Raw genomic sequence first — 20,638 nt, forward strand, 5'->3', positions numbered from 1 at the left:
GCAGAAGTCCCCGGCCGCCTGACGGAGAAACCTACCTTGAGGAGGGCACTATGGAGAAGAACCTTTCACGGCGCGGCTTCATCGGACTGGGAGCGCTCGGGGCCGCTGCGGCCGCATCGCTTACCGCCTGCGCGCCGCGAACGCCCGGCAAACCCGACACCGAGGCCTCCGAGCTCGCGAGCACGGCCGCCGACGGTGGCGAGACGACCATCCCCAATACCGGTAACTTGGAGTTCTTCCCGCCGAACGGCGCCGAGGTGGCCTATATCGCCGAGCCCATCTCCGACGACGACGTCGTCGAGACCCTTTCATGCGACGTCGCCATCTGCGGAGCGGGCATGTCGGGCGTGGCCGCCGCCGCTTCCGCGGCCGAGAACGGGCTGTCAGTGGTGCTCCTGGAGAAGGGCACGACCTTTGCCGCCCGCGGCACGGAGGTCGCGGCCTTCGGCGACCGGGCCCATGCGGAGGCGGACATCGTGCTGAGCGCCCGCGACTTCATGAACGACGGCCTCGCAACCGCCCACTTCCGCTGCGACCGCTCCGTCTGGGAGCGTTGGTGCGAGCGCTCGGGCGAAGCGCTGGACTGGGCCATGGACACCGTCGGCGATGCCTGCGGCTCCTTCACGGTGAAAGGCGGCAACACCGAGTTCTGCGGCGTCACCACCTGGGGCTCGGGCGTGCGCATCGAAAAGGGCATCGCTTCGTTCGTGGAGATGCTCCTCAGCATCGCCGAGAGCCAGGGTGCCGACATTCGCTACAACACGCCGGCCGTGCAGCTGGCCGTCCAGGACGGGAAAGTGACGGGCGTCTACGCGAAGGGCGCCGACGGCATCATCAAGATCGAGGCCGCGAAGGGCGTCGTGCTCGCCACCGGTGGCTACGAGTTCAACTGGGACATGCTTACCCAGCGCATCCGCCCACGCGACCTGGCGGTGTACGCCTGGATCAACCCGACGATCACCAATACGGGCGACGGCATCCTCATGGGGCTTGCCGCGGGTGCTGCCGAGGACGACTGGCCGCACATCCTCATGAACGACCCCGCCGGCGCCAAGACGGGCAGCCGCGCGAACGGCGCCATGCTCGCCTTCCTGCGCGTGAACGAGAACGGCGAGCGCTTCGTGAACGAGAACCTCTCCTTCGAGTACATGAGCAACGCCATCATGTACCAGCCGGGCGCCCATGACTTCGTGCTGCTCTCGGGCACCGATATCCTCGCGTCCCTCGAGAAGGCCAAGGGCGGCGCCCCCTGGACGCCCGAGGACATGTACGACTCCATCAAGGACGTCCTCGTGGAGGCGCCGACCCTGGACGAGCTGGCCGAGAAGTGCGGCATCAACGCCACCAACCTCGCCCAGACGGTGGCGCGCTACAACGAGCTGTGCGCCAGCGGCGAGGATACCGATTTCGGGAAGAAGCCCGGCGACCTCATTCCCCTCGAGGAGGGGCCGTACTACGCCATCGAGGAGAGCGGCTGCTGCCTGGTCACGGTGAACGGCCTGCGCATCGACGCTGACTCCCGCGTGCTGACGGGCTCGGGCGCGCCCATCGAGGGGCTCTACGCCCTCGGCAACACCTCCGGCAGCATGTTCAACGGCACCTACCCCCACCACATGAGCGCCGTCAGTCACGGACGCTGCCTAACCTTCGGCTACCTAGTCGGCCGTCGCCTCGCCGGCCTGGAGGCCTAAGGCTCGCATCAAACCCCACACGCCCTCCCCCGCGCGCTCCCGTCAGGGAGCGCGCGTGCTTGCAGATCCCGAGAGGGTCCACAAGGGCAGATTCCGCTCTCGACAGAGCCGCTTTGCAATGCCTGCTGCCACCAAGGAGCCGGTACTCCCCCTCAAGACGAGAACGTCACGATGAAGCGGTCGCCCTCGATGGACGGCCGCAGGTGCAACCCCATGGCATCGGCCAAGCTGCGGGCCGTGGCAAGGCCGAGCCCGCTGCCGCCGGCGCGGCGGGACGGGTCGCCGCGATAGAAGCGCTCCCCCAGGCGGCTCGCATCCAGAACATCCAGATCCTCGGCCGCGTTGGAAACCATCAGGGAGAAGCCGCTCGCCCCGGACTCGGCCGCCCCGGACTCGGCCGCGCGCAGCTCGACAGCGGGCGCGGCGCTCCCGTGGCGCAGGCAGTTCGCGAGCAGGTTCTCCACGATACGGCGCACAGCCTCGCCATCGGCCTCAACCACGCCCTCCGCCAGCGATACCGCCGGCTGCCACCCGCGCTCGGCGAAGGCGGGATAAAGCGCCGCCAGCACGCTCGATACCACTTCGGCCACATCCACGGGCTCCTGCGCAAGCGCGCGGGAGCCGTCGCCGGCCTTGGCGTACTCGAAGAGCGCATCCACGAGTCCCCGCATCGCACCCAGGCGCTCGGCAGCGGCCGCCACGCATTCGTCGCGCTCGGCATCGTCGTCGGCCACGGCGTACAGCTGAAGAAAGCCCTGGGCGCCCGCGAGCGGCGTGCGCACATCGTGGGAGAACGAGGCCAGGTTCTCCTGCAGCACGCGCCGCTCCTCGGCGGCCTGGCGCCGGACGTCGTCGGCCTCATCGATGAGCCCGTTGGCCTCACGGGCCAATGCACAGGCGCCGGCTGTGGGAAAGGCCAGCCGCACGCGCCGCCCCTCGTGGGAACGCTGGGCCAGCGACGCCGCCAAACCGCGCATCTGCCGCTCTGTGGCCGCCACGTAAACCACGAGCGTAACAGCAAGCAGGACGCACAGCACTCCGAGCCAGATCATCGCAGCTCCTTTCCGCAGCCCATCGCCCTCAAAGCGCCCGTCGGCGTATCACCAGCAAGGCGACACTAAAAGCCCCCGCAGCCAACAACGCCACCGGCGCGATGTCGCCAGCCACCGGCGTGCAGCCCTCTCCCATCATCCACTGCAGCTGGGCGGCCGGCAGCCACGTGGGCACCATGGCCGCCGTCTCAAAGAACGCCGACGACACCTCGGCCGCTGCGAACAACTCGGGCAATCCAATGGCCACCCCTAGCTGGCTCGCGATCACATACAGGTTCATCAGCAGCACCTCTGCCTGGCCCGTGGCCAGAAGCAGCATTGCAATCACCGTAAGCGCGACCCGCTTCGTCGCCGCCGCCGCGGCCACTGTCAGCAACCCGTATACCTCCACGATCAGCACCAACTGCAGCGCCCAACGCAGGGTACGCCCGGTTGGCAGACCCACATCCAGAAGAGGGAAACGGGGAATGACCGCGTAAACCGCCACCAGGCCGACGAGCACGAACAGCACGGTCAGCAGCGCCACCGTCACCGCCGAGGCCAGCGCGAGGTCGCATCGCGAAGACGGCCCGACCACGAACGATCGGCAGGTTCCCGTGCGGAACCCCTCGCCGAAAAACACCGCCACGAACAGGAGCACAAGCGGCACGAGAAAGTACATCACCCCGCCTTCCCCCAAATAGCCCTCGGGATCAAGCGTCACCGTCACGTCTTCGTGGTAGACAAACGGAATGTTGCGGAAGCCCTCTTGCCCATGGTAGTTCTGCCCGATGGACACCATATCCCACACCATGACGACCGCAAACAGAACGAGAAACCCCCAGAACATCCGATTGTGCGCCAAGGAGTACCACTGAGCTCGCAGCAGATTAAGCATCGCTGCCACCCCCTTTCTCGGAGTCGGCACGTACCGCGCCCGCACCTCCCATGAGTTCCACAAAGTAGTCTTCGATGTCGCGGGCGTGAACGTACAGCCCGCTCACAGGTACCTCGGCCTCAAGCAGCGCGCGGCCCACCGCTTCGGCATCGGGGCCGACCACGCGGATGGCGTCGTCGGGCATCACCGTAAAGGCGGCATTCGGAAACGCCCCTTCCAGCACCGCCAAAGCTCGCGGCGTCTCCGGTGTTTCCACGCAGAGATAGTCGGCGCAGGCATCTTCCACCTCCTGCGCGGTCATCTGAGCTACCAGGCGCCCCTCGCGCAGCACGCCGTAACGGGTGACCAGACGCTCCAGCTGGTCGAGCACATGCGAGCTCACGAGCACGGCGCACCCTCGCTGCAAGGCGAGGTCGGCCAGCAGGCGCCGGACCTGGCGCACCCCTTCGGGGTCGAGGCCGTTGAACGGCTCGTCCAAAAGCAGCACATCCGGCCGCCCAATGAGAGCAAGCGCCAATCCGAGGCGCTGCTTCATACCGAGGGAATAGCCCTTGGCAACATTCCCAGCCACAGCCTCAAGCCCCACGGCCTCCATCACCTCGGCCACCGCCGCCTTGGGGTCGGGCAGCCCCTGGGCGAGCGCCCGCACCATCACGTTCTGAAACCCCGTGAGCCCGAGATTCACAGCGGGGTGCTCGATGAGGCAACCCAGATGCGCGCTCGTCTGGCACGGCCCAAGCACCTCACCACACACCGCCACCGTACCGTCCGTCGGGGCCAGGTAGCCCGCAAGCAGCTTCAGCAGCGTGGACTTGCCGGCCCCGTTGCGCCCCACAAGCCCGTAGATGTCGCCGGGCTCCACCGCCAGCGACACATCGTCCACCACACGCCTTCCCCGGAATGCCCGGCTCACGTGCTCGCAACACAGCGCCTCCATAGGCTCACCCTTTCTCTTGGCTACCGATTTCCCCTCCATCTTAGGAAGCCCGTTTTCAGGAACCGGCCAGAAAGTTCCAAGAAAGGGACAAGAACGAGGGGGCATCCGCAGTCCCCGCAACGATGCCCTCGCGGCTGCTCGTTGGAAAACGTTGGTTTCTTGCCACGACCCTGACCTGCGATTATAGTACGTATAGCCTGGTCATCCTACGTGTTTTGATTTGGCAAGAATTCAACGTTTTCCAACATCACAGCTCGCGCAGCTTGAAGCCGACGCCCCAGACGGTCTCTACGTAGTCGTCGGTGCCGGAGGGGCGCAGCTTGGCGCGGATGTTGCCGATATGGGTGGCCACGGTCTTGTCCTCCAAAGCCGCCGCATCTCCGCCCGCAGCCGCCGACAACGCGCGCTTGGTGTGCACCCGGCGCGGTGCGGCCATGAGGGCGCGCATGATCTCGAACTCCGTGCGTGTGAGGCGCACCGGCGTACCAGCCGCCGCGAAGGTGCGGGCATCCTCATCTAGCTCCCAGGCGCCGAAGTGCAGAAGGGAGGCGCCCGCTCCCCCATCGCAATCGGCATCCGCGCCAGCGCCGCCCGCAAATGCCCCGCTGCGGCGCAGTACCGCCTCGCATCGGGCGAGCAGCTCTTCCAAATCGAAAGGCTTCGTGAGATAGTCGTCGGCCCCGATGCGCAGCAGGTCGACCCGGTCGGCCACGGCAGTTCGCGCCGAAAGCACCAGGGCGGGAATACCTCGCTCACGAGCAGCGGCCACCACCGCCTCCCCCGACGCACCGGGCAGCATAAGGTCGGTGACGACTAGGTCGAAGGCCGCGCCGCCTTCCAGACGCATCAGCCCCTCGCTGCCCGAGAAGGCCGCCGTACACGCCGCGCCGGCCTTGCCCAGATACGAGCAGACGACGCGGTTGATGGCCGCGTCGTCTTCCACCACGAGAATGCGGGCACCCTGGATCGTCACGCTTAGACGACCACCATGTCGTGGGTGGAGTTCGTGAACACCTCGAAGCCGTCGTCGGTCACCACGCCGAAGTCCTCCAGGCGCATGCCGAACTTGCCCGGAAGGTAGATGCCCGGCTCCACCGTGACCACGTTGCCCTCTACGAGCGGCTCGGGGTTGCGCGGCGAGAGCACCGGCTCCTCGTGGATGTCGAGCCCCACGCCGTGGCCGAGCCCGTGGCCCATGGCGCCGGCGAACCCGCCCTCGGCCAGAACCTCCTCGGCCCGCTCGTGGGCCTCTTTGCCCGTCACGCCCGGCGCGAGCATGGCCTCCACGGCCTCGTTGGCGGCGCGCACCGCGTCCCACGCCGACCGCATCTGTCCCTCGGGCTCGCCGAGGAACACCGTGCGCGTCATGTCCGAGCAGTAGCCGTAGGACTTCGCACCGAAGTCGAGCACCACGCACTGGCCGGCCTCGAGCAGCGTCGCGCCCGCCACCGCATGGGGGTTCGCGGCGTTCTCGCCGGTGGCCACGATGGTGGCGAAGGCGAGTCCCTGGGCGCCGTGGCGCAGCATCCACTCGTCCAGCTCCAGTTGCACCTCGCGCTCGGCCATGCCCGGCCGCATGAACTCCACGATGTGGGAGAAGGCGGCATCGGTGATGGACTGGGCCCCCTTCATGCGGGCCACCTCGTAGCGCTCCTTCACCGAGCGCAGACGGCGCACCACGCCGTCGGTCTCGCCGATGGAGAACTCGGGCGGGAAGGCCTTCTGCAGGGCGCGGTACTCGGCCAAGGTGATAGTGTCCTCGATCTGCAGCTGGGCCCCGGGCATCCCGTGCAGCCACGAGCCGTTCCACTGGCGCGCCACGAAGCTCGCGTGGCTCTCGCGCGTGTCGTCCACCCGCACCGGCGTGCGCCGCGCCGCCTGCTCGCAGGCCTTGGCGTAGCGCGAGTCGGTGTGCAGCACCACGCGGTCGGGCGCCACGTAGAGGGCGTGGGCGTCCTCGTCGTCGAATACGTCGTCGAAGGCGGTGAGCCAGCGGATGTTCGAGGTGTCGCGCACCACCATGGGCGAGGGCCGCCCGTCGCGCAGCTGGTTCATGGTGCGCAGAAGCTGGCCGATATGCCACTCGCAGGCTACCGGGTTGTGCAGTTCGTCGAAGACGGTCATAGGTGTGCCTTTCATCTCATCGTCCGGCCGCGGGAGCGGCGGGACGTCCCGTGCTCAAGCAATGGCTCGCTCGGCGGAAATGTCCACTGGACATTTCCGTTCGCTGCGCAACCTGCGCGCGGGACGCCCCGCCGCTCCCGCGTCCTCCATGATCGCAGCTTGCAGGCTCTCAGTCCGCGGCTGTCGCCGCTTCCAACAGTATATCCATCGCGCGCAGGTAGCCTTCCTTCCCCAAGCCCTTCACCTGGGCCACGCAGGCCGGCGCGATGACGGAGGTGCGGCGGAACTCCTCGCGCCGGTCGATGTCCGAGATATGGACCTCCACCACCGGCACGCCGATGCACTCCACCGCGTCGTGCAGGGCGTAGGAGTAGTGGGTGTGGGCGCCGGGGTTGTACACGATGCCGTCATAGGTGCCCCGGGCCGCGTGCAGCCGGTCGATGAGCGCGCCCTCGTGGTTCGACTGGAAGCAGTCGACCGCAACGCCGCGATCGGCCCCGTAGGCCGCGACCATGGCCTCGATGTCGGCCAGGGTGTCCGAGCCGTAGATGGCCGGGTCGCGCACGCCGAGCATATTCAGGTTCGGCCCGTTCACAAGGAGGATCCTCTTCACTTCGACGCCTCCCACTGGCGCAGATGCTCCAGGATCACCTCGTCGGGCACGGCCGTAAGCTCCCAGTCGCCGATGTCACGCGGGATGACGAAGCGCACTTCCCCGGCGCGGGTCTTCTTGTCGCGCTTCATGGCGGCGAGCATCTCCTCGGCCGGCGCCGACCAGGGAAGGGCCGGAAGCCCGAGCGCGTCGAGCAGCTCGTCCTGAGCAGCCACGAGCTCCTCGGAGGTGCCCGCCACCGCCACGCCGAGCCGCGCCGCGAAGCGCATGCCCTCGGCCACCGCCGCCCCGTGGGAGAACGTGCCGTAGCCCGCAAGCGCCTCTACGGCATGCCCCAGGGTGTGGCCGTAGTTCAGACACTCGCGCACCCCGCGGCTCTCCGTCTTGTCCTCGGCCACCACGTTGGCCTTGAACACCACCGAACGCGCGATGGCCTCGGTCACCACGACCGGATCGCGCTCGGCGAGCGCCGGCGCGTGGTCGGTCATCCAGAAGAAGAACTCGTCGGAGTCGATCACCGACGCCTTGGCGATCTCGGCGCAGCCGCAGGCCCATTCGCGCTCGTCCAGCGTGGCCAGCACCGAGGTGCACGCGCCCACGTAGGCCGGCTGCTTGAAGGTGCCCACGAGGTTCTTGCCCGCATCCAGGTTCACGCCGGTCTTACCCCCCACCGAGGAGTCCACCATGGCCAGAAGGGTGGTGGGCACCTGCACGAAGGGGATGCCGCGCATATAGGTGGAGGCGACAAACCCGGACAGGTCCCCCACCACGCCGCCGCCGAGGGCCACCACGGCGCAGTCGCGGGTGAGCGAGAGCGCGGCCATGGCGTTCCACACCTCGCCGGCCACGGCGAGCGATTTCGCCTCCTCGCCGGCCGGCACCGTGATGTCGCTCACGCGGAAGCCCGCGGCCTTGAGCGACGCCTTAGCGGCCTCCAGGTACAGCGGACCCACGTTCGCGTCGGTGATGACGAGCAGGCGCGGCGCATCGGCCACGCCGGGCAGCTTCTTGAGCGAGGCCCCCAAGCCCTCGAGCACCGTCGTGCCGATGCGCACGTCGTAGGGCGCTTCCCCGGGAATGTTGACGACTATCTTCGTTGCGGGCATAAGATACCCTCCTTCTCCAAGATGCGCTGCACGTCGCGCGCGATGGCCGGCACCGAGCGGCCGGCCGTGCTCACGGTGGCATCGGCCACCGCCTCGTACAGGGGCAGCCGCTCCGCGCAGCGGGCGCGGGCCGCCTCCAAGTTCTGGAACAGGGGCCGGGTGGACGTGTCGCTGATGCGGCTCGCGGCCTCGTCGGCGGTCACCTCCAGATACACCACGAAGCCGCCCTCGCGGAACACCTCGTGGTTCTCGGGCGTGACCACCACCCCGCCGCCGCAGGACACGAGCATGGGGTTCTCCGCCGCGGCCAGCTCGCGCAACACGTCGGTCTCCACGGCGCGGAAGCCCTCCTCGCCGGAGGCGGCGAAGATGTCCTTCACCTTCTTGCCCTCGCGCCGCTCGATGTAGGTGTCCATGTCCACCGAGGCCACGCCGCAGGTGCGGGCCAAGCGCCGCGCCACCGAGGTCTTGCCGGCGCCCATGAAGCCCACGAAGAACACCGGGCGCGAAAGTTCCGCCGCCATGCTAGCGCCCCATGGTGCGCAGACGCTGCTTGTAGGCCTTGATGGACGCCTTGATGTCGGCCATGCACGTGTCGCCGAAGGCCTCCAGGTAGGCGTTGGCCAGCGCGAAGGCCACCTCGCCCTCGGCCACCACGGCCGCCGCCGGCACCGCGCACACATCCGAGCGCTCCTTGGACGCCTCTTCCACATCGAGCGTGTCCAGGTTCACCGTCTGCAAGGGCTGCATGAGGGTGGGAATGGGCTTCATGGCCGCCGTCACGATAAGCGGCATGCCGCTCGTCATGCCGCCCTCCAGGCCCCCCGTGTTGTTCGAGGCGCGGATGAAGTCGCAGCCCTCCAGCAGGATGGGATCGTGCACCTGGCTGCCGGGACGGGCCGCCGCCTCGAAGCCCAGGCCGAATTCCACGCCCTTGATGGCGGGAATGGAGAAGAGCGCCGCGCCGATGCGCGAGGTGAGGCGGTCGGAGCCGGTGGCGTAGGTGCCGAGCCCCGGCACGAGCCCCGTGGCCACGATGCGGAAGGTGCCGCCCAAGCTCTCGCCGTCGGACTTCGCCCGGTCGATGGCCTTCTTCATGGCCACCGTGGCCTTCGCGTCGGGGCAGCGCATCTCCGAGAGCTCTATGTCGAGCGGCTTGTGCTCGGCGGCGTCGGCCATGGACTCCTCGGCCATGGCGGCATCCCCCACCGACACCACGTAGCTCATGATGTCCACGCCCAGCTCGGCGAGGAATTCCCGCGCGATGCCGGCCGCGGCCACCCGGGCCGCGGTCTCGCGGGCGCTCGCGCGCTCCAAGATGTTGCGGCAGTCGTCGGTGTTCGTGCGCAGGGCGCCCACCAGGTCGGCGTGGCCCGGGCGCGGCGTGACCTCGCGCACCAGATCGGACGGGGCGCTCCCGAAGGCGGCCATGCGCTCGGTCCAGTTCTCCCAGTCGCGGTTGCGCACGGTAAGGGCGATGGGACTGCCGATGGTGCGGCCGAAGCGGATGCCGCTCGTCACGCGCACCTTGTCCTTCTCGATGGCCATGCGGCCGCCGCGGCCGTAGCCGGCCTGGCGGCGCGCCAAATCGGCGTTGATGTGCTCCTCGGATACGGGAAGGCCCGCCGGCACGCCGGTCACGATGGCCGTGAGCTCCGGCCCGTGGCTCTCGCCCGCTGTGATGTATTCCATGGTGGACGCTTTCTCATGGCGCGGCGCTCCAAAAGGCCGCGCAATCGGTACAACGCCCTATTGTAGCGCAGTCGGAGCCGCGCGCCGCCGCAGGCTCGCAAACCCGCAGCGGCCCGAACCCGAACGGCGCGTTTTCCCTCGCCGCTAGAATGCGGCGTTGCCGACGGTGCGGGGATGGGGAATCACGTCGCGGATGTTGCTCACGCCGGTCAGGTACATCACCATGCGCTCGAAGCCGAGGCCGAAGCCGGCATGGGAGCAGGTGCCGAAGCGGCGCAGGTCCAGGTAGGCCCGATAATCCTCCGCATCCATGCCCAGCTCCTCGATGCGGCGCTCGAGCACCTCCAGGCGCTCCTCGCGCTGGGAGCCGCCCACGATCTCGCCGATGCCCGGCACCAGGCAGTCCATGGCCGCCACCGTGCGCCCGTCGTCGTTCAGGCGCATGTAGAACGCCTTGATGGCCGCCGGGTAGTCGGTCACGAAGGTGGGGCAGCGGAAATGCTCCTCGGTCAGGTAGCGCTCATGCTCGGTTTGCAGGTCGATGCCCCATTCCACCGGGAACTCGAAGGCGTGCCCGGCCTCTTGGGCCGCCAGCAGGATGTCTATCGCCTCGGTGTAGGTGATGCGGGCGAAATCGGAGCCGGCCACATGGCGCAGGCGCTCGAGCAGCCCCTTGTCCACGAACTTGTTGAGCATGGCCAGCTCGTCGGGGCAGCGTTCCATCACGTCTTCGATCACGTACTTGAGCATGGCCTCGGCCACATCCATGTCGTCGTTAAGGTCGGCGAAGGCCATCTCCGGCTCCACCATCCAGAACTCGGCGGCATGGCGGGCGGTGTTGGAGTTCTCCGCGCGGAACGTCGGCCCGAAGGTGTACACGTCCCCGAAGGCCATGGCGAAGTTCTCGGCGTTCAGCTGGCCCGATACCGTCAGCGACGCCGCCTCCCCGAAGAAGTCCTGGCTCCAGTCGGTCTCGCCGGCCACCAGCGCGCCCCCGCTCGCGGCGGCCGCCTCCTCGCTCACGCGCGGGGCGTGCGCCGGATCGAAGGTGGTCACGCGGAACATCTCGCCGGCCCCCTCGCAGTCGCTGGCCGTGATGACGGGCGTGTGCACGTAGACGAACCCGCGATCCTGGAAGAAGCGGTGAATGGAGGCCGCGGCCACCGAGCGGACGCGGAACACCGCGCGGAACAGGTTGGTGCGCGGGCGCAGATGCTGCTGGGTGCGCAGGAACTCCACCGTCGCGCGCTTCTTCTGGAGCGGGTAATCGGGAGCCGAGGGACCTTCGACGCGTATCTCGGCGGCCGCCAGCTCGAAGGGCTGGGGCGCGTCGGGGGTCAGGCGCAGAACGCCGGTGGCCACGAGCGCCGCCGACACGTTCTGGTGGGCGATCTCGTCGTAGTTGGCCAGCGCCTCGCGCTCCATGACGATTTGCAGATCCTTAAAGCAGCTGCCGTCGTTCAAGGTGACGAAGCCGAAGTTCTTCATATCGCGGACGGATTTGACCCAGCCGGCGACGGTGACGCGCTCGCCGTCGAAGCGGTCGGCGTCGGCGTACAGCTGGGCGATCTTGATGCGATCCATGGGGCGCTCTCCTTCAGAATCGAAGACGTTTTCTGCCGGCACCCATCATAGCAGGACGCGGCCCGAGCGGCCACGGAAGGCGAGGCGATCCCCGCCGGCGCCGGTGCGGCGATCAGCTAAGGTCGAATCCCGCGGCGGCGGCCATGATGGCGAACAGCTCGTCCTCGGGGATGTCGAGGGCGCCTTCCCCGGTGATGTCCCGCAGGATGTTCACCGTCACCACCGCCTGGCCCACGAGCATGCCGGCGCCGTCGAAGAAGGTGCACCCGGCAGCGCGGGCCGCCTGCGCGAGGGCCGTCTCGCCGTGGCCGTACACCACGTCGAATACCGTCTGGCCCGCAGAGAGCAGGCTCGTATCGAAGGGCGCGCCATCGCCGGCGCTCATGCCGAGCGGCGTGGCGTCGATGATGATATCAGCCGCGGCGAGGGCCCGGCGCGATGTGTCGTAGCTGCCGAACTTGAACGCCACCTTCTCGTACACCTGCGCAAAGCTCAGGTGACCCTCCTTGGCGGCGGGCATATCCACCGTGCGCCCGATCATGGCCCCCAGCTCGTCGGCGTAGGCGCGCATGACCTTCTGGGCCCGAGCCTTGTCGCGGCCGAGCAGCACCACCTCGGCCGGCCCCGCCTGGGCCACGGCGTGCAGGATGGACAGCGCCGTGGGACCGGTGCCGCACACGACCACCGACTTCTTGCGGAAGCGCACCCCGGCGCGCTCCAGGTAGGCCACACATCCCTGGCCGTCGGTGTTGTAGGCGATGAGCGCTCCGCCATGGTTCACGAGCACGTTGGCGCCGTGGGCGAGCTGGGCCGAGGCCGCCTTCACATCGGCGGCGGCAAAGGCCTCGGGCTTGTAGGGCGTGGTGATGTTAAGGGAGAGGAACTCCCGCGCGGCCAAAAACGCCTCGGCTTCGGCCGCCGTGGGCAGATCGCGCGCGCCGTAGACCCAGGGAAGGCCCGCCTTCTCGTACACGGCGTTGTACATGACCGGCGACTTCGAGTGCCCGATGGGATGCCCCAAAATGTACAGATGCTGCTCGGTCACGGCCGCTCTCCTTCCGTCTTCTGCATGTTCACCGCCGGCTCCGGCACTCTATCTCCCAGAATGACCCGCTCCACGTTGCGCAGAAGCAGTGTGTGGGGCAGATCCTGCTCCACAAGCGGCTGCAGCATGTAGGCGGGAAGGCCGGCCGCATGGGCCCCGAGCACGTCGGTGGCCAGCTGGTCGCCCACCACCACCGCGTTCTTCCGCCCGGCGCCGATCTTCCTCATGGCCGCCAAAAACGCGAAGGGCAGGGGCTTCATGGCCTTCGCCACGATGGGCATCTCCAGCTCGCCGGCGAACTGGTACACGTCGGCATGCCAGTTGTTCGACACGAGGCAGAACTCAACGCCGGCCGTGCGGGCGCGGCCGAGCCACAGCCCCACGTCGCGCGGGACGCTGTGGGTGTCGCGGGCGCGGACGGTGTTGTCGATGTCGAGCAGCACGTTCGTCAGACCGCGATCGAGAAGATCGGCCTGGATGTCGATGCTCGTGATGCGCGAGAAGTAGCGGTCGGGGGTGAGCAGGGCCATGGTCGTCCTCAGGCGGAAGCGCCGAATCGCATGGGCGGCGAAGAGCGCGCCCTAGGCTTCCTCGGAGGAGCCGTCGCCCTCGTCGCCGTTGCCCGAGCCGTTGCCGGTATGGTCGGCGATGACCTGCTGGTGCTCCTCGTAGGTATCGCTGAAGAAGTGCTGCACCGCGCCGTCCTCGCCCGAGGTGAAGAAGAAGAACATGGCGCTCGTCTCAGCCGGCGCGCACACGGCCTCGAGGCTCGCCAGCCCCGGCGAGCAGATGGGCGTGGGCGGCAGGCCCTCGTTGGTATAGGTGCTGTAGGGGTCGTCGGCGTGCACCTCCTCGGCGGAGGGGTCGTGGCCCACGGCGTAGGCGGTGGTGGCGTCGGACTCCAGGTAGGGGCGCTCGGACGCCAGGCGGTTGTAGAACACGCCGGCCACCTCGGCCCGCACGGCGGGATCGTCGGAGGACTCCTTGGCCACGATGGAGGCCAAGGTGACGGTCTGGTAGAGGTTGAGCCCCTGGCCCTCGGGGTACTCGTAGGACAGGTTCGCGGTCTCGGCGGCGAACTGGCCGAGCATCATGCGCACGATGGCCGCGGCGTCGTCCTCGGCCGTCAGGCTGTAGGTCTTGGGGAAGAGGAAGCCCTCGAGGGAGTTGGTGCCCGCCGTCTCCAGGAAGGCGTAGTCGGCGGCGTACACGCTGGCGTCGGCGGACGCCGCGAGGAAGTCGTCGGCGCTCACGCGGCCGCCCGTGGCCTGGGCCACCAGGTCGGCCAGGGCCGCGCGGGTGATGTCCTCGGGCACCGTGAGCGTGTCGCCGGTGGAGGCGGGGCCCGCCATGATGAGGCGCACCAGCTGCTCGGGAGTGCTGCCGCCCTCGAAGGTGTAGGTGCCGGGAATGAGGGCCGCGGCCGCCTCGAGGCGCGTCACCTCGTTGGTGAAGTCCTGGGCCGAGGCGATGAGCCCCGCCTGCACGAGCGCGTCGCCGATGGCCGTGGCGCTCTCGCCCTCGGCGATGGTCACGTTCACCGTCTCGCCGGGCGCGAGCAGCTCGGGAGCGGGGGTAGCGCAGGCGCGGAAGGCGAAGAAGCACACGGCCGCGATGATGACGAGGGCCACGACGCCCAGGAAGATGGCGGGCTTCGGATCGCGCTTGGGCATGATGGCGCTCGTGTCGTAGGTGCGGAACTCCCGATCGCCCTTGGCATGGGCCGCGCGGGCCGCGTGGGTGGGGCGCGAGGAGTAGGTGACCGTCTTCTTGTGCAGAGCCACGGGCATGCCTTTCTCTATGGCCTTCGCAGATCGGACGCGGGCACGACACGGGCAGGAGCCCCTCCGAAGGGCGCGGCCTCCCCTAGCCGCGGGCGCGCTCGTCGAGCCACGATTGCAGGAACAAACTCGCGGCTATCATATCGACTTTTCCGCGCATATCGCGCTCGGAGCAGCCCTTTTCACGCAAACTCCGCTTGGCCTCGGCCGAGCTGAGGCGCTCGTCGGCGAAGACGTGGGGAAGGCCGCACGCGGAGGCGATCCGGGCGGCCGCCCCGCGGATGCGAACGGCCTGGGGGCCCTCCTCGCCGGAGAGCGTGCGCGGAAGGCCGCACACGAGCAGCTCGGGCTCCCAGTCCTCCAGCACGCGGCGGAACGCCTTGCCGTGGGCGAGCACGTCGGGGGCGGGCAGCACGCACACGGGACTTGCCACCCGCTCGCCGGGGTCGCTCACGGCCACCCCCACGCGCACCTCCCCGATATCGAGCGCCATCACGCGCACGGCACACCTCCTTTCCGAGCGCGGACGGGCGCGCTACTTCACCTCCAGCAGCTTGGCGCGCAGCTCGGCCTCCATGCGGCGCATCTCGGCCTCGGCCTCGGCGCGCTTGGCCCGGCCCTCGGCCTGGATCTTCATCACCTCGTCGAAGGTCTGGATGAGGTTCTCGTTGGTGGCCCTCAAGGTCTCGATGTCCACGATGCCGCGCTCGGACTCGCGGGCCACCTCCACCGTCGATTGCTTCAGCTTCTCGGCGTTCTTGCGCAGAAGCTCGTTGGTCATGTCGGTCACGGCCGACTGGGCGCGCAGGGCCGCCTCGTTGTTGGCGAGGCCCAGGGCCAAAAGCATCTGGCTCTTCCACAAGGGAATGGTGTTCACGAGCGTGGTCTGGATCTTCTCGATCATGAGCATCTCGTTGTTCTGCACGAGCCGGATCTGCGGGGCCATCTGCATGGCCACCGTGCGGGACAGATCCAGGTCGGAGAGCTTCTTCTCGAAGCGGTTGCACGCCGCGGCCAGCTTCTGCACCGCCTCGGCGTCCTCGGTGGAGCCGGAGGCCTGGGCCTTGGCCGAAAGCTCGGCCAGCTCGCCGTCGCGCACCTCGGCCAGGCGCTGGCGGCCGGCCAGAAGGTACATCGTGAGCTCCTTGAAGTAGGTGAGATTCAAGTCGTAGAGCTTGTCCAGGGTGGCCGCATCCTTCATGAGCTGCACCTGGTGCCCCTCGAGCGCCTTGGCGATCTTGTCCACGTTGGCCTCGGCGGTGTCGTAGCGCGCCTTCAGGGCCACGATCTTGTTCGCCTGGCGCTTGAACAGGCCGAAGAGGCCCTTGTCGTCCTCGTCGGCATCGAAGCTCTTCAGCTCGGTGACCACGTTGGCGATGAGCGTGCCGGCCTCGCCAAGGTCCTGGGTGCGCACGCGCTCAAGGGCCGTCTCGGAGAACGAGGCCATCTTCTTTTGGGCGCCGGCGCCGAAGGTGAGCACCTGCTGGGAGTTGGCGATGTCGATCTGCTTGGCGAAGGCGTCCACCTGGGCCAGCTCCTCGGCCGAAAGCGAGTCGGCGAGGGAAGGGGCGGCGGGCGGCTCGGCCTCGACGAGAGTGGCCTCCACCGCGTCGGCCCCGTCGGTCACCGGGTCGAGCGTGAGGGTGGGCGCGGGGATGTTCTCGAGGTTTGTCAGTTCGTTGGTCATGGGAAATCCTTTCGGGTTCTACTTCGCGTCGAAGGGGCCATCGGTCAGGCCCTCTTGGGCGAGCATGGCATGCAGCACCGAGATGTCGGCCGACACGTCCAGCGACAGGTCCTGGTAGGTGTCGTCGAAGAGCTTCTCGAAGGCGGCGTGGAGCACGTCGAGGGTGCGCTCGATCTCGCGTCGCGAGCTGGAGATGTTCTCGCCCTGCACGGGCTGCTCTTCCAGGTTGTCGTAGGCTTCGAGCAGCTTCACGCAGGTGGGCAGGTAGTAGGCGTTCAGGCGGTCGAGCCCGGCGATGACCTTCGGCTCGGCCTCGGCCCGGGCGAGGATGCGGCCGACCACTTCCTCGATCGCGGCAATCTTCTCGCTCACGGCCGCATCGTCGATGGCCGCGTTCAGCGCGCTCATCTGCCGCACGTAGTCGCGACCCTGCACGATGAAGGCCCGCTGGGCGGGCGTGAGGTTCTCGGACAGATGCTGCTCGCGCGCGGCGGCGGCAGCGGCCTCGGCGGCGCGGGCCTCCTCGGCGGCGCGCTCGTTCTCGAGCGACTGGCGCTGGGCCATCTGCAGCTGGCGGTACTGGCGATAGGCGTTGTCGGTCACCATGAGGGTGGTCTGCTCGTCGTCGATGCGGCCCTGGGGAAGGTAGCCGCCCTTGATGAGGTTGCGCGACGCGGCAAGCGCCGCCTTGGGGCTTACCTGCATGCGTGCGGCAATATCCTCGATGGCAGCGGCTTCGCGCTCCCCCACGGCCCTTGCGAGCGCCTTCAGCTTCGAGGCGCGACGGAGCCGGCGAATGCCAAAGCCGAGCAGCGTGGCGAAACCGGCGGTGATAAGCCCGAGCACCACCGTCGTGGCCACGCCTGTAGCTCCCATGGCCGCCTCGGTGATGGCGGCAACCAACGTGGGGATCGCGAAGAACGCGGTGCCCGCGCCCCCGACGGCCGTCATCAAAGTGCCCGACACCGTCAGCCCCGCCGATGAGCGGAACCTGCCCTTGGTCTTGGCGAGCGGCGCCCATTGCTGCGCCTGCTGCGCAACGTAGGCCGCCGTCGGCCGGTAGCCCGGGGCCGTGCCACCCGGCGCAGCGCCGGGGGACTGCTGGTAAGCGGCCTGCTGCGCGGTGCGCTGGGCCTCCTTCTGGGCCTTTTGCGCCTGCTTCTGCTGCTTCTTGCGCTTCTCCTGGAGCTCCTTATGGGCCTTCAGGTTCTTCTCGGGCGACTGGCCGAGGGCCGCGGCGGCCTCGTCCACGCCCCTTTCCACCGCTTTGGCGAACTGGGAGAACGCCTTATCCACCGAGCGGCACATCCGCTCGAAGTCCTTGGCCGACATGCCGGGCACGGGGCTTTCCCCCGGCCGGAACGACGAGGATGCGGAGCGCGGGGAGCCCGCAGCGCCGGGCGATGGCGCGGCCCCCGCTCCCGCCGGCCCGGTCGCGGACGATTGCGCGCCGGCGGGAGCCGGGTCGTCCCAGGGCACTTCGTAGGTAGCCTCGGGACCGGGCTGCTGGGGCTCGCCCGCAGGTCGCCCCCAGCCGTCGTGGGGCTGCTGGGGCACCCCCTGTCCCGTCCGATACGTCGCCATCGACCATCCTCATCACGCTCTCGGCGCCTCGCAGGCACCACCGTTCATTTCGCCGCCATCATACCACGCGCCCGCCCCGCCCCGCCGGGCCCGCCTCCGCGCCCCACGCAATCAACGGAGGCGCCATGAAAAGAGGGGCGGCCATGGCCGCCCCTCGGGGTAATAGCTCTCTATGGCGCGAAGGAGCCTACAGAATCATGTTGCGGGCGATCTCCAAAGCGTCGTCGATGCCGTCGGGGTTCTTGCCGCCGGCCTGGGCCATGGTGGGCTTGCCGCCGCCACCGCCCTGGATGGCCGGGCCCATGGCCTTGATGATGGCCCCGGCGTTGAACCCGGCGGCCACGGCCTCGTCGGTGCCGGCAGCCATGAGCACGGGCTTGCCGTCGCTCACCGCGGCCACCACCATGGCGCCCGGGGCGCTCATGCGGCTGCGCACGACGTCCCACATGTTGCGCATCTGGCCGCCGTCGGTCACCTCGGTCCGCGCGATGATGACCGGGTAGCCCGCCGGCGCCTCCTGCACCTGGGAGAGCAGCGCGGCGAACATGTCGTCGCTCACCATCTCCTTGGCGCGCTTGGCCTTGGCGCGCATCTCCTTCATGGCCTTCTGGTCGGCGGCCACGCGCTCGGCCACGTCGAAGGGCGGCACGCGCAGCACCTCGGCGGCCCCGCGCAACTCGGCCTCCACCTTGTTCACATAGGCGAGCGCGCCGTAGCTCGTCACGGCCTCGATGCGGCGCACGTTGGCGCCCACACTCGACTCGCTCGTGATCTTCAAGAAGCCGATCTCGGCGGTGTTGGACACATGGCAGCCGCCGCACAGCTCGCGGGACAAGTCACCCGCCTCTACCACGCGCACGACCTCGCCGTACTTCTCGCCGAACAGGCCCGTCACGCCGGCGGCGCGGGCCTCATCGAGCGAGGTCTCGTAGATGGTCGTGGGCGTGGCGCTCATGATGTGCATGTTGGCCTCGCGCTCCACTTCCGCCAGCTGCTCGGCCGTGGTGGCCTCGAAGTGGGTGAAGTCGAAGCGCAGGCGGTCGGGGCCCACGTAGGAGCCGGCCTGCTTCACGTGATCGCCCAGCACGCGGCGCAGGGCGGCGTGCAGGATGTGGGTGGCAGTGTGGTTGCGCTCGATGGCGGCGCGGCGGTTGGCGTCCACACGGGCCACCACCGTATCGCCCTCGGCCAGACCGCCCTCGTCGGCGCGCACGGCGTGGACGAACAGCCCCTTCTCGGGCGATTTGGTGTCCAGCACGTAGATGTGCGCGTCCCCGTTCTCGATGAGGCCGGTGTCGCCCACCTCGCCGCCCATCTCGGCGTAGAACGGCGTGGCGGCGAGCACCACCTCGCCGGTCTGCCCGGGAGCCAGGGTGCCCACCCGCTCGCCGTCGACCACGATGGCGAGCACCCGCGTCTCGGCGTCCGTGGCTTCATAGCCGACGAACTCAGTGGGGCCGAGCTCGCGCAGCAGGTCGGCGTAGATGCCGCCGTAGGTGGACCAGGCGGCCTCGGCGTCCTTGGCGCCAGCGGCGCGGGCGCGCTCGCGCTGGGCCTCCATGGCGGCCTCGAAGCCGGCCATGTCCACGGTGATGCCGCGGCCCTCGGCGATCTCCTGGGTCACCTCCACGGGGAAGCCGTAGGTGTCGTGCAGGGTGAAGGCCTCCTCGCCCGAGAGCACCGTGCCCTCAAGGGCGGCAAGCGCGTCTTCCAGGTAGGCCTGGCCCTGGCGCAGGGTGGCGCCGAAGCGGTCCTCCTCGGCCATGATGAGGCCGCGCTCCAGCTCGCGGTTCTCCACGATCTCGGGGTACACGTCGCCCATGAGGCGCACGATCTCGTCCACGTACTCGTTCAGGAAGTGGCCCTCGATGCCGATGAGCTGGGCCTTCATGATGGCGCGGCGCAGCAGGCGGCGCAGCACGTAGCCGCGGCCCTCGTTGCCCGGCAGAATGCCGTCGGCGATCATGAAGGTGACCGAGCGGGAGTGGTCGGCGATGATGCGCAGGGCCAGATCAACCTCGGCGTCCTCGCCGTAGGTGCGGCCGGAGAGGCGCTCGCCCACGGCCACGAGGCTGCGCAGCACGTCGGTCTCGTAGTTGGACTGCACGCCCTGCATGATGGCGGCCATGCGCTCCAGACCCATGCCCGTGTCGATGTTCTTCTTGGGCAGGGGCTCAAGCGTGCCGTCCTCCTGGCCGTCGTACTGGGTGAACACGCAGTTCCAGTACTCCAGGAACCGGTCGCAGTCACAGCCCGGCGCGCAGTCGGGGCTGCCGCAGCCGAACTCGGGGCCCTGGTCGTAGTAGATCTCCGAGCAGGGGCCGCAGGGGCCGGTCGGGCCGGCGCGCCAGAAGTTGTCGTCCTCCCCCAGCTTCGAGATGTGGTCCTCAGGCACGCCGAGCTTCTTCCAGATCTCGATGGTCTCGTCGTCGTCCTCGAACACGGTGAAGTACAAGCGCTCGGGCGGCAGGCCGAGCACGTTCACGGAGAAGTCGTAGGCCCAGGCGCACATCTCGTCCTTGAAGTACTCGCCGAAGGAGAAGTTGCCGAGCATCTCGAAGAAGCTCAAGTGGCGGCCCGTGGTGCCGATGATGTCGATGTCGTTGGTGCGCACGCACTTCTGCACGCTCGTGGTGCCGATATAGGGCGCCTCGAGCTGCTTCTGCTGCAGGAAGTAGGGCTTGAACTGCACCATGCCGGCGCTCGTCAGCAGAAGCGACGGGTCGTCGGGGATGAGCGAGGAGGACGGCACCAGCTTGCAGCCCTTCTCCTGGAAGTAGTTCAGGTACTTCTCGCGAATCTCAGCGGTTGTCATGTACTGCATAGGTATCCTGTCCGTCCTTTGCGGATTGCCGAAAATATCCA

General features: G+C 68.5%; 18 protein-coding genes. 1 reads left to right on the plus strand and 17 read right to left on the minus strand.

The window, feature by feature from the left end:
* Positions 1-50 precede the first annotated feature (50 nt).
* On the plus strand, positions 51-1,691 hold the full coding sequence (locus Q5064_RS06955; protein WP_302963306.1) for an FAD-dependent oxidoreductase: 1,641 nt from the start codon (positions 51-53) through the stop codon (positions 1,689-1,691).
* Between the two features lie 152 nt (positions 1,692-1,843).
* Here the strand turns inward: Q5064_RS06955 and Q5064_RS06960 are convergent, their stop codons facing one another.
* The 17 genes from Q5064_RS06960 to alaS form a co-directional block, all read right to left on the minus strand.
* The gene (locus Q5064_RS06960; RefSeq protein WP_302963308.1) at positions 1,844-2,743 is read right to left on the minus strand and encodes a HAMP domain-containing sensor histidine kinase; all 900 of its coding nucleotides are present in this window, start codon (positions 2,741-2,743) and stop codon (positions 1,844-1,846) included.
* Positions 2,744-2,771: 28 nt separating this feature from the next.
* The gene (locus tag Q5064_RS06965; protein WP_302963310.1) at positions 2,772-3,620 is read right to left on the minus strand and encodes an ABC transporter permease; all 849 of its coding nucleotides are present in this window, start codon (positions 3,618-3,620) and stop codon (positions 2,772-2,774) included.
* Positions 3,613-4,557 (minus strand): ABC transporter ATP-binding protein, encoded by a 945-nt coding sequence (locus Q5064_RS06970; protein ID WP_302963312.1) that lies wholly within the window; start codon positions 4,555-4,557, stop codon positions 3,613-3,615. The genes Q5064_RS06965 and Q5064_RS06970 overlap by 8 nt, the downstream gene beginning before the upstream one ends.
* Before the next feature lie 247 nt (positions 4,558-4,804).
* Positions 4,805-5,530, minus strand: a complete 726-nt coding sequence (locus Q5064_RS06975; protein ID WP_302963313.1) for a response regulator transcription factor — start codon at positions 5,528-5,530, stop codon at positions 4,805-4,807.
* 2 nt (positions 5,531-5,532) lie between these two features.
* Complete coding sequence (locus tag Q5064_RS06980) at positions 5,533-6,681, minus strand: Xaa-Pro peptidase family protein (protein WP_302963315.1); 1,149 nt, start codon at positions 6,679-6,681, stop codon at positions 5,533-5,535.
* A 169-nt stretch (positions 6,682-6,850) separates the two neighbouring features.
* Positions 6,851-7,294, minus strand: a complete 444-nt coding sequence (gene aroQ, locus Q5064_RS06985; RefSeq protein ID WP_302963317.1) for a type II 3-dehydroquinate dehydratase — start codon at positions 7,292-7,294, stop codon at positions 6,851-6,853.
* A complete protein-coding gene (gene aroB / locus Q5064_RS06990) occupies positions 7,291-8,400 on the minus strand; it encodes a 3-dehydroquinate synthase (protein WP_302963318.1) in 1,110 nt (369 codons plus the stop codon). Before aroB ends, aroQ begins: the two co-directional genes overlap by 4 nt.
* Positions 8,382-8,924: a shikimate kinase gene (locus tag Q5064_RS06995; protein WP_302963319.1), complete on the minus strand. Its 543-nt coding sequence runs from the start codon at positions 8,922-8,924 to the stop codon at positions 8,382-8,384. Before Q5064_RS06995 ends, aroB begins: the two co-directional genes overlap by 19 nt.
* A gap of 1 nt (position 8,925) precedes the next feature.
* Positions 8,926-10,092 carry a chorismate synthase gene (aroC, locus tag Q5064_RS07000; RefSeq protein ID WP_302963320.1) on the minus strand — a complete coding sequence of 389 codons (1,167 nt, stop codon included), beginning with the start codon at positions 10,090-10,092 and terminating at the stop codon, positions 8,926-8,928.
* Between the two features lie 144 nt (positions 10,093-10,236).
* Positions 10,237-11,676: an asparagine--tRNA ligase gene (asnS, locus tag Q5064_RS07005; protein ID WP_302963322.1), complete on the minus strand. Its 1,440-nt coding sequence runs from the start codon at positions 11,674-11,676 to the stop codon at positions 10,237-10,239.
* 112 nt (positions 11,677-11,788) lie between these two features.
* Positions 11,789-12,721, minus strand: coding sequence for a shikimate dehydrogenase (locus Q5064_RS07010; protein ID WP_302963324.1), 933 nt, complete (start codon positions 12,719-12,721; stop codon positions 11,789-11,791).
* Positions 12,718-13,251 (minus strand): YqeG family HAD IIIA-type phosphatase, encoded by a 534-nt coding sequence (locus tag Q5064_RS07015; RefSeq protein WP_302963326.1) that lies wholly within the window; start codon positions 13,249-13,251, stop codon positions 12,718-12,720. Before Q5064_RS07015 ends, Q5064_RS07010 begins: the two co-directional genes overlap by 4 nt.
* Before the next feature lie 51 nt (positions 13,252-13,302).
* A complete protein-coding gene (mltG, locus tag Q5064_RS07020) occupies positions 13,303-14,511 on the minus strand; it encodes an endolytic transglycosylase MltG (RefSeq protein WP_302963327.1) in 1,209 nt (402 codons plus the stop codon).
* A 76-nt stretch (positions 14,512-14,587) separates the two neighbouring features.
* Positions 14,588-15,004 (minus strand): Holliday junction resolvase RuvX, encoded by a 417-nt coding sequence (gene ruvX / locus Q5064_RS07025; RefSeq protein WP_302963329.1) that lies wholly within the window; start codon positions 15,002-15,004, stop codon positions 14,588-14,590.
* A gap of 33 nt (positions 15,005-15,037) precedes the next feature.
* A complete protein-coding gene (locus Q5064_RS07030) occupies positions 15,038-16,189 on the minus strand; it encodes a toxic anion resistance protein (RefSeq protein ID WP_302963331.1) in 1,152 nt (383 codons plus the stop codon).
* 18 nt (positions 16,190-16,207) lie between these two features.
* Complete coding sequence (locus tag Q5064_RS07035) at positions 16,208-17,773, minus strand: 5-bromo-4-chloroindolyl phosphate hydrolysis family protein (RefSeq protein WP_302963333.1); 1,566 nt, start codon at positions 17,771-17,773, stop codon at positions 16,208-16,210.
* A 187-nt stretch (positions 17,774-17,960) separates the two neighbouring features.
* On the minus strand, positions 17,961-20,597 hold the full coding sequence (gene alaS / locus Q5064_RS07040) for an alanine--tRNA ligase (RefSeq protein WP_302963335.1): 2,637 nt from the start codon (positions 20,595-20,597) through the stop codon (positions 17,961-17,963).
* Positions 20,598-20,638 lie beyond the last annotated feature (41 nt).

Source organism: uncultured Adlercreutzia sp. (genome assembly GCF_958431955.1).
Taxonomy (GTDB): Bacteria; Actinomycetota; Coriobacteriia; order Coriobacteriales; family Eggerthellaceae; genus Adlercreutzia.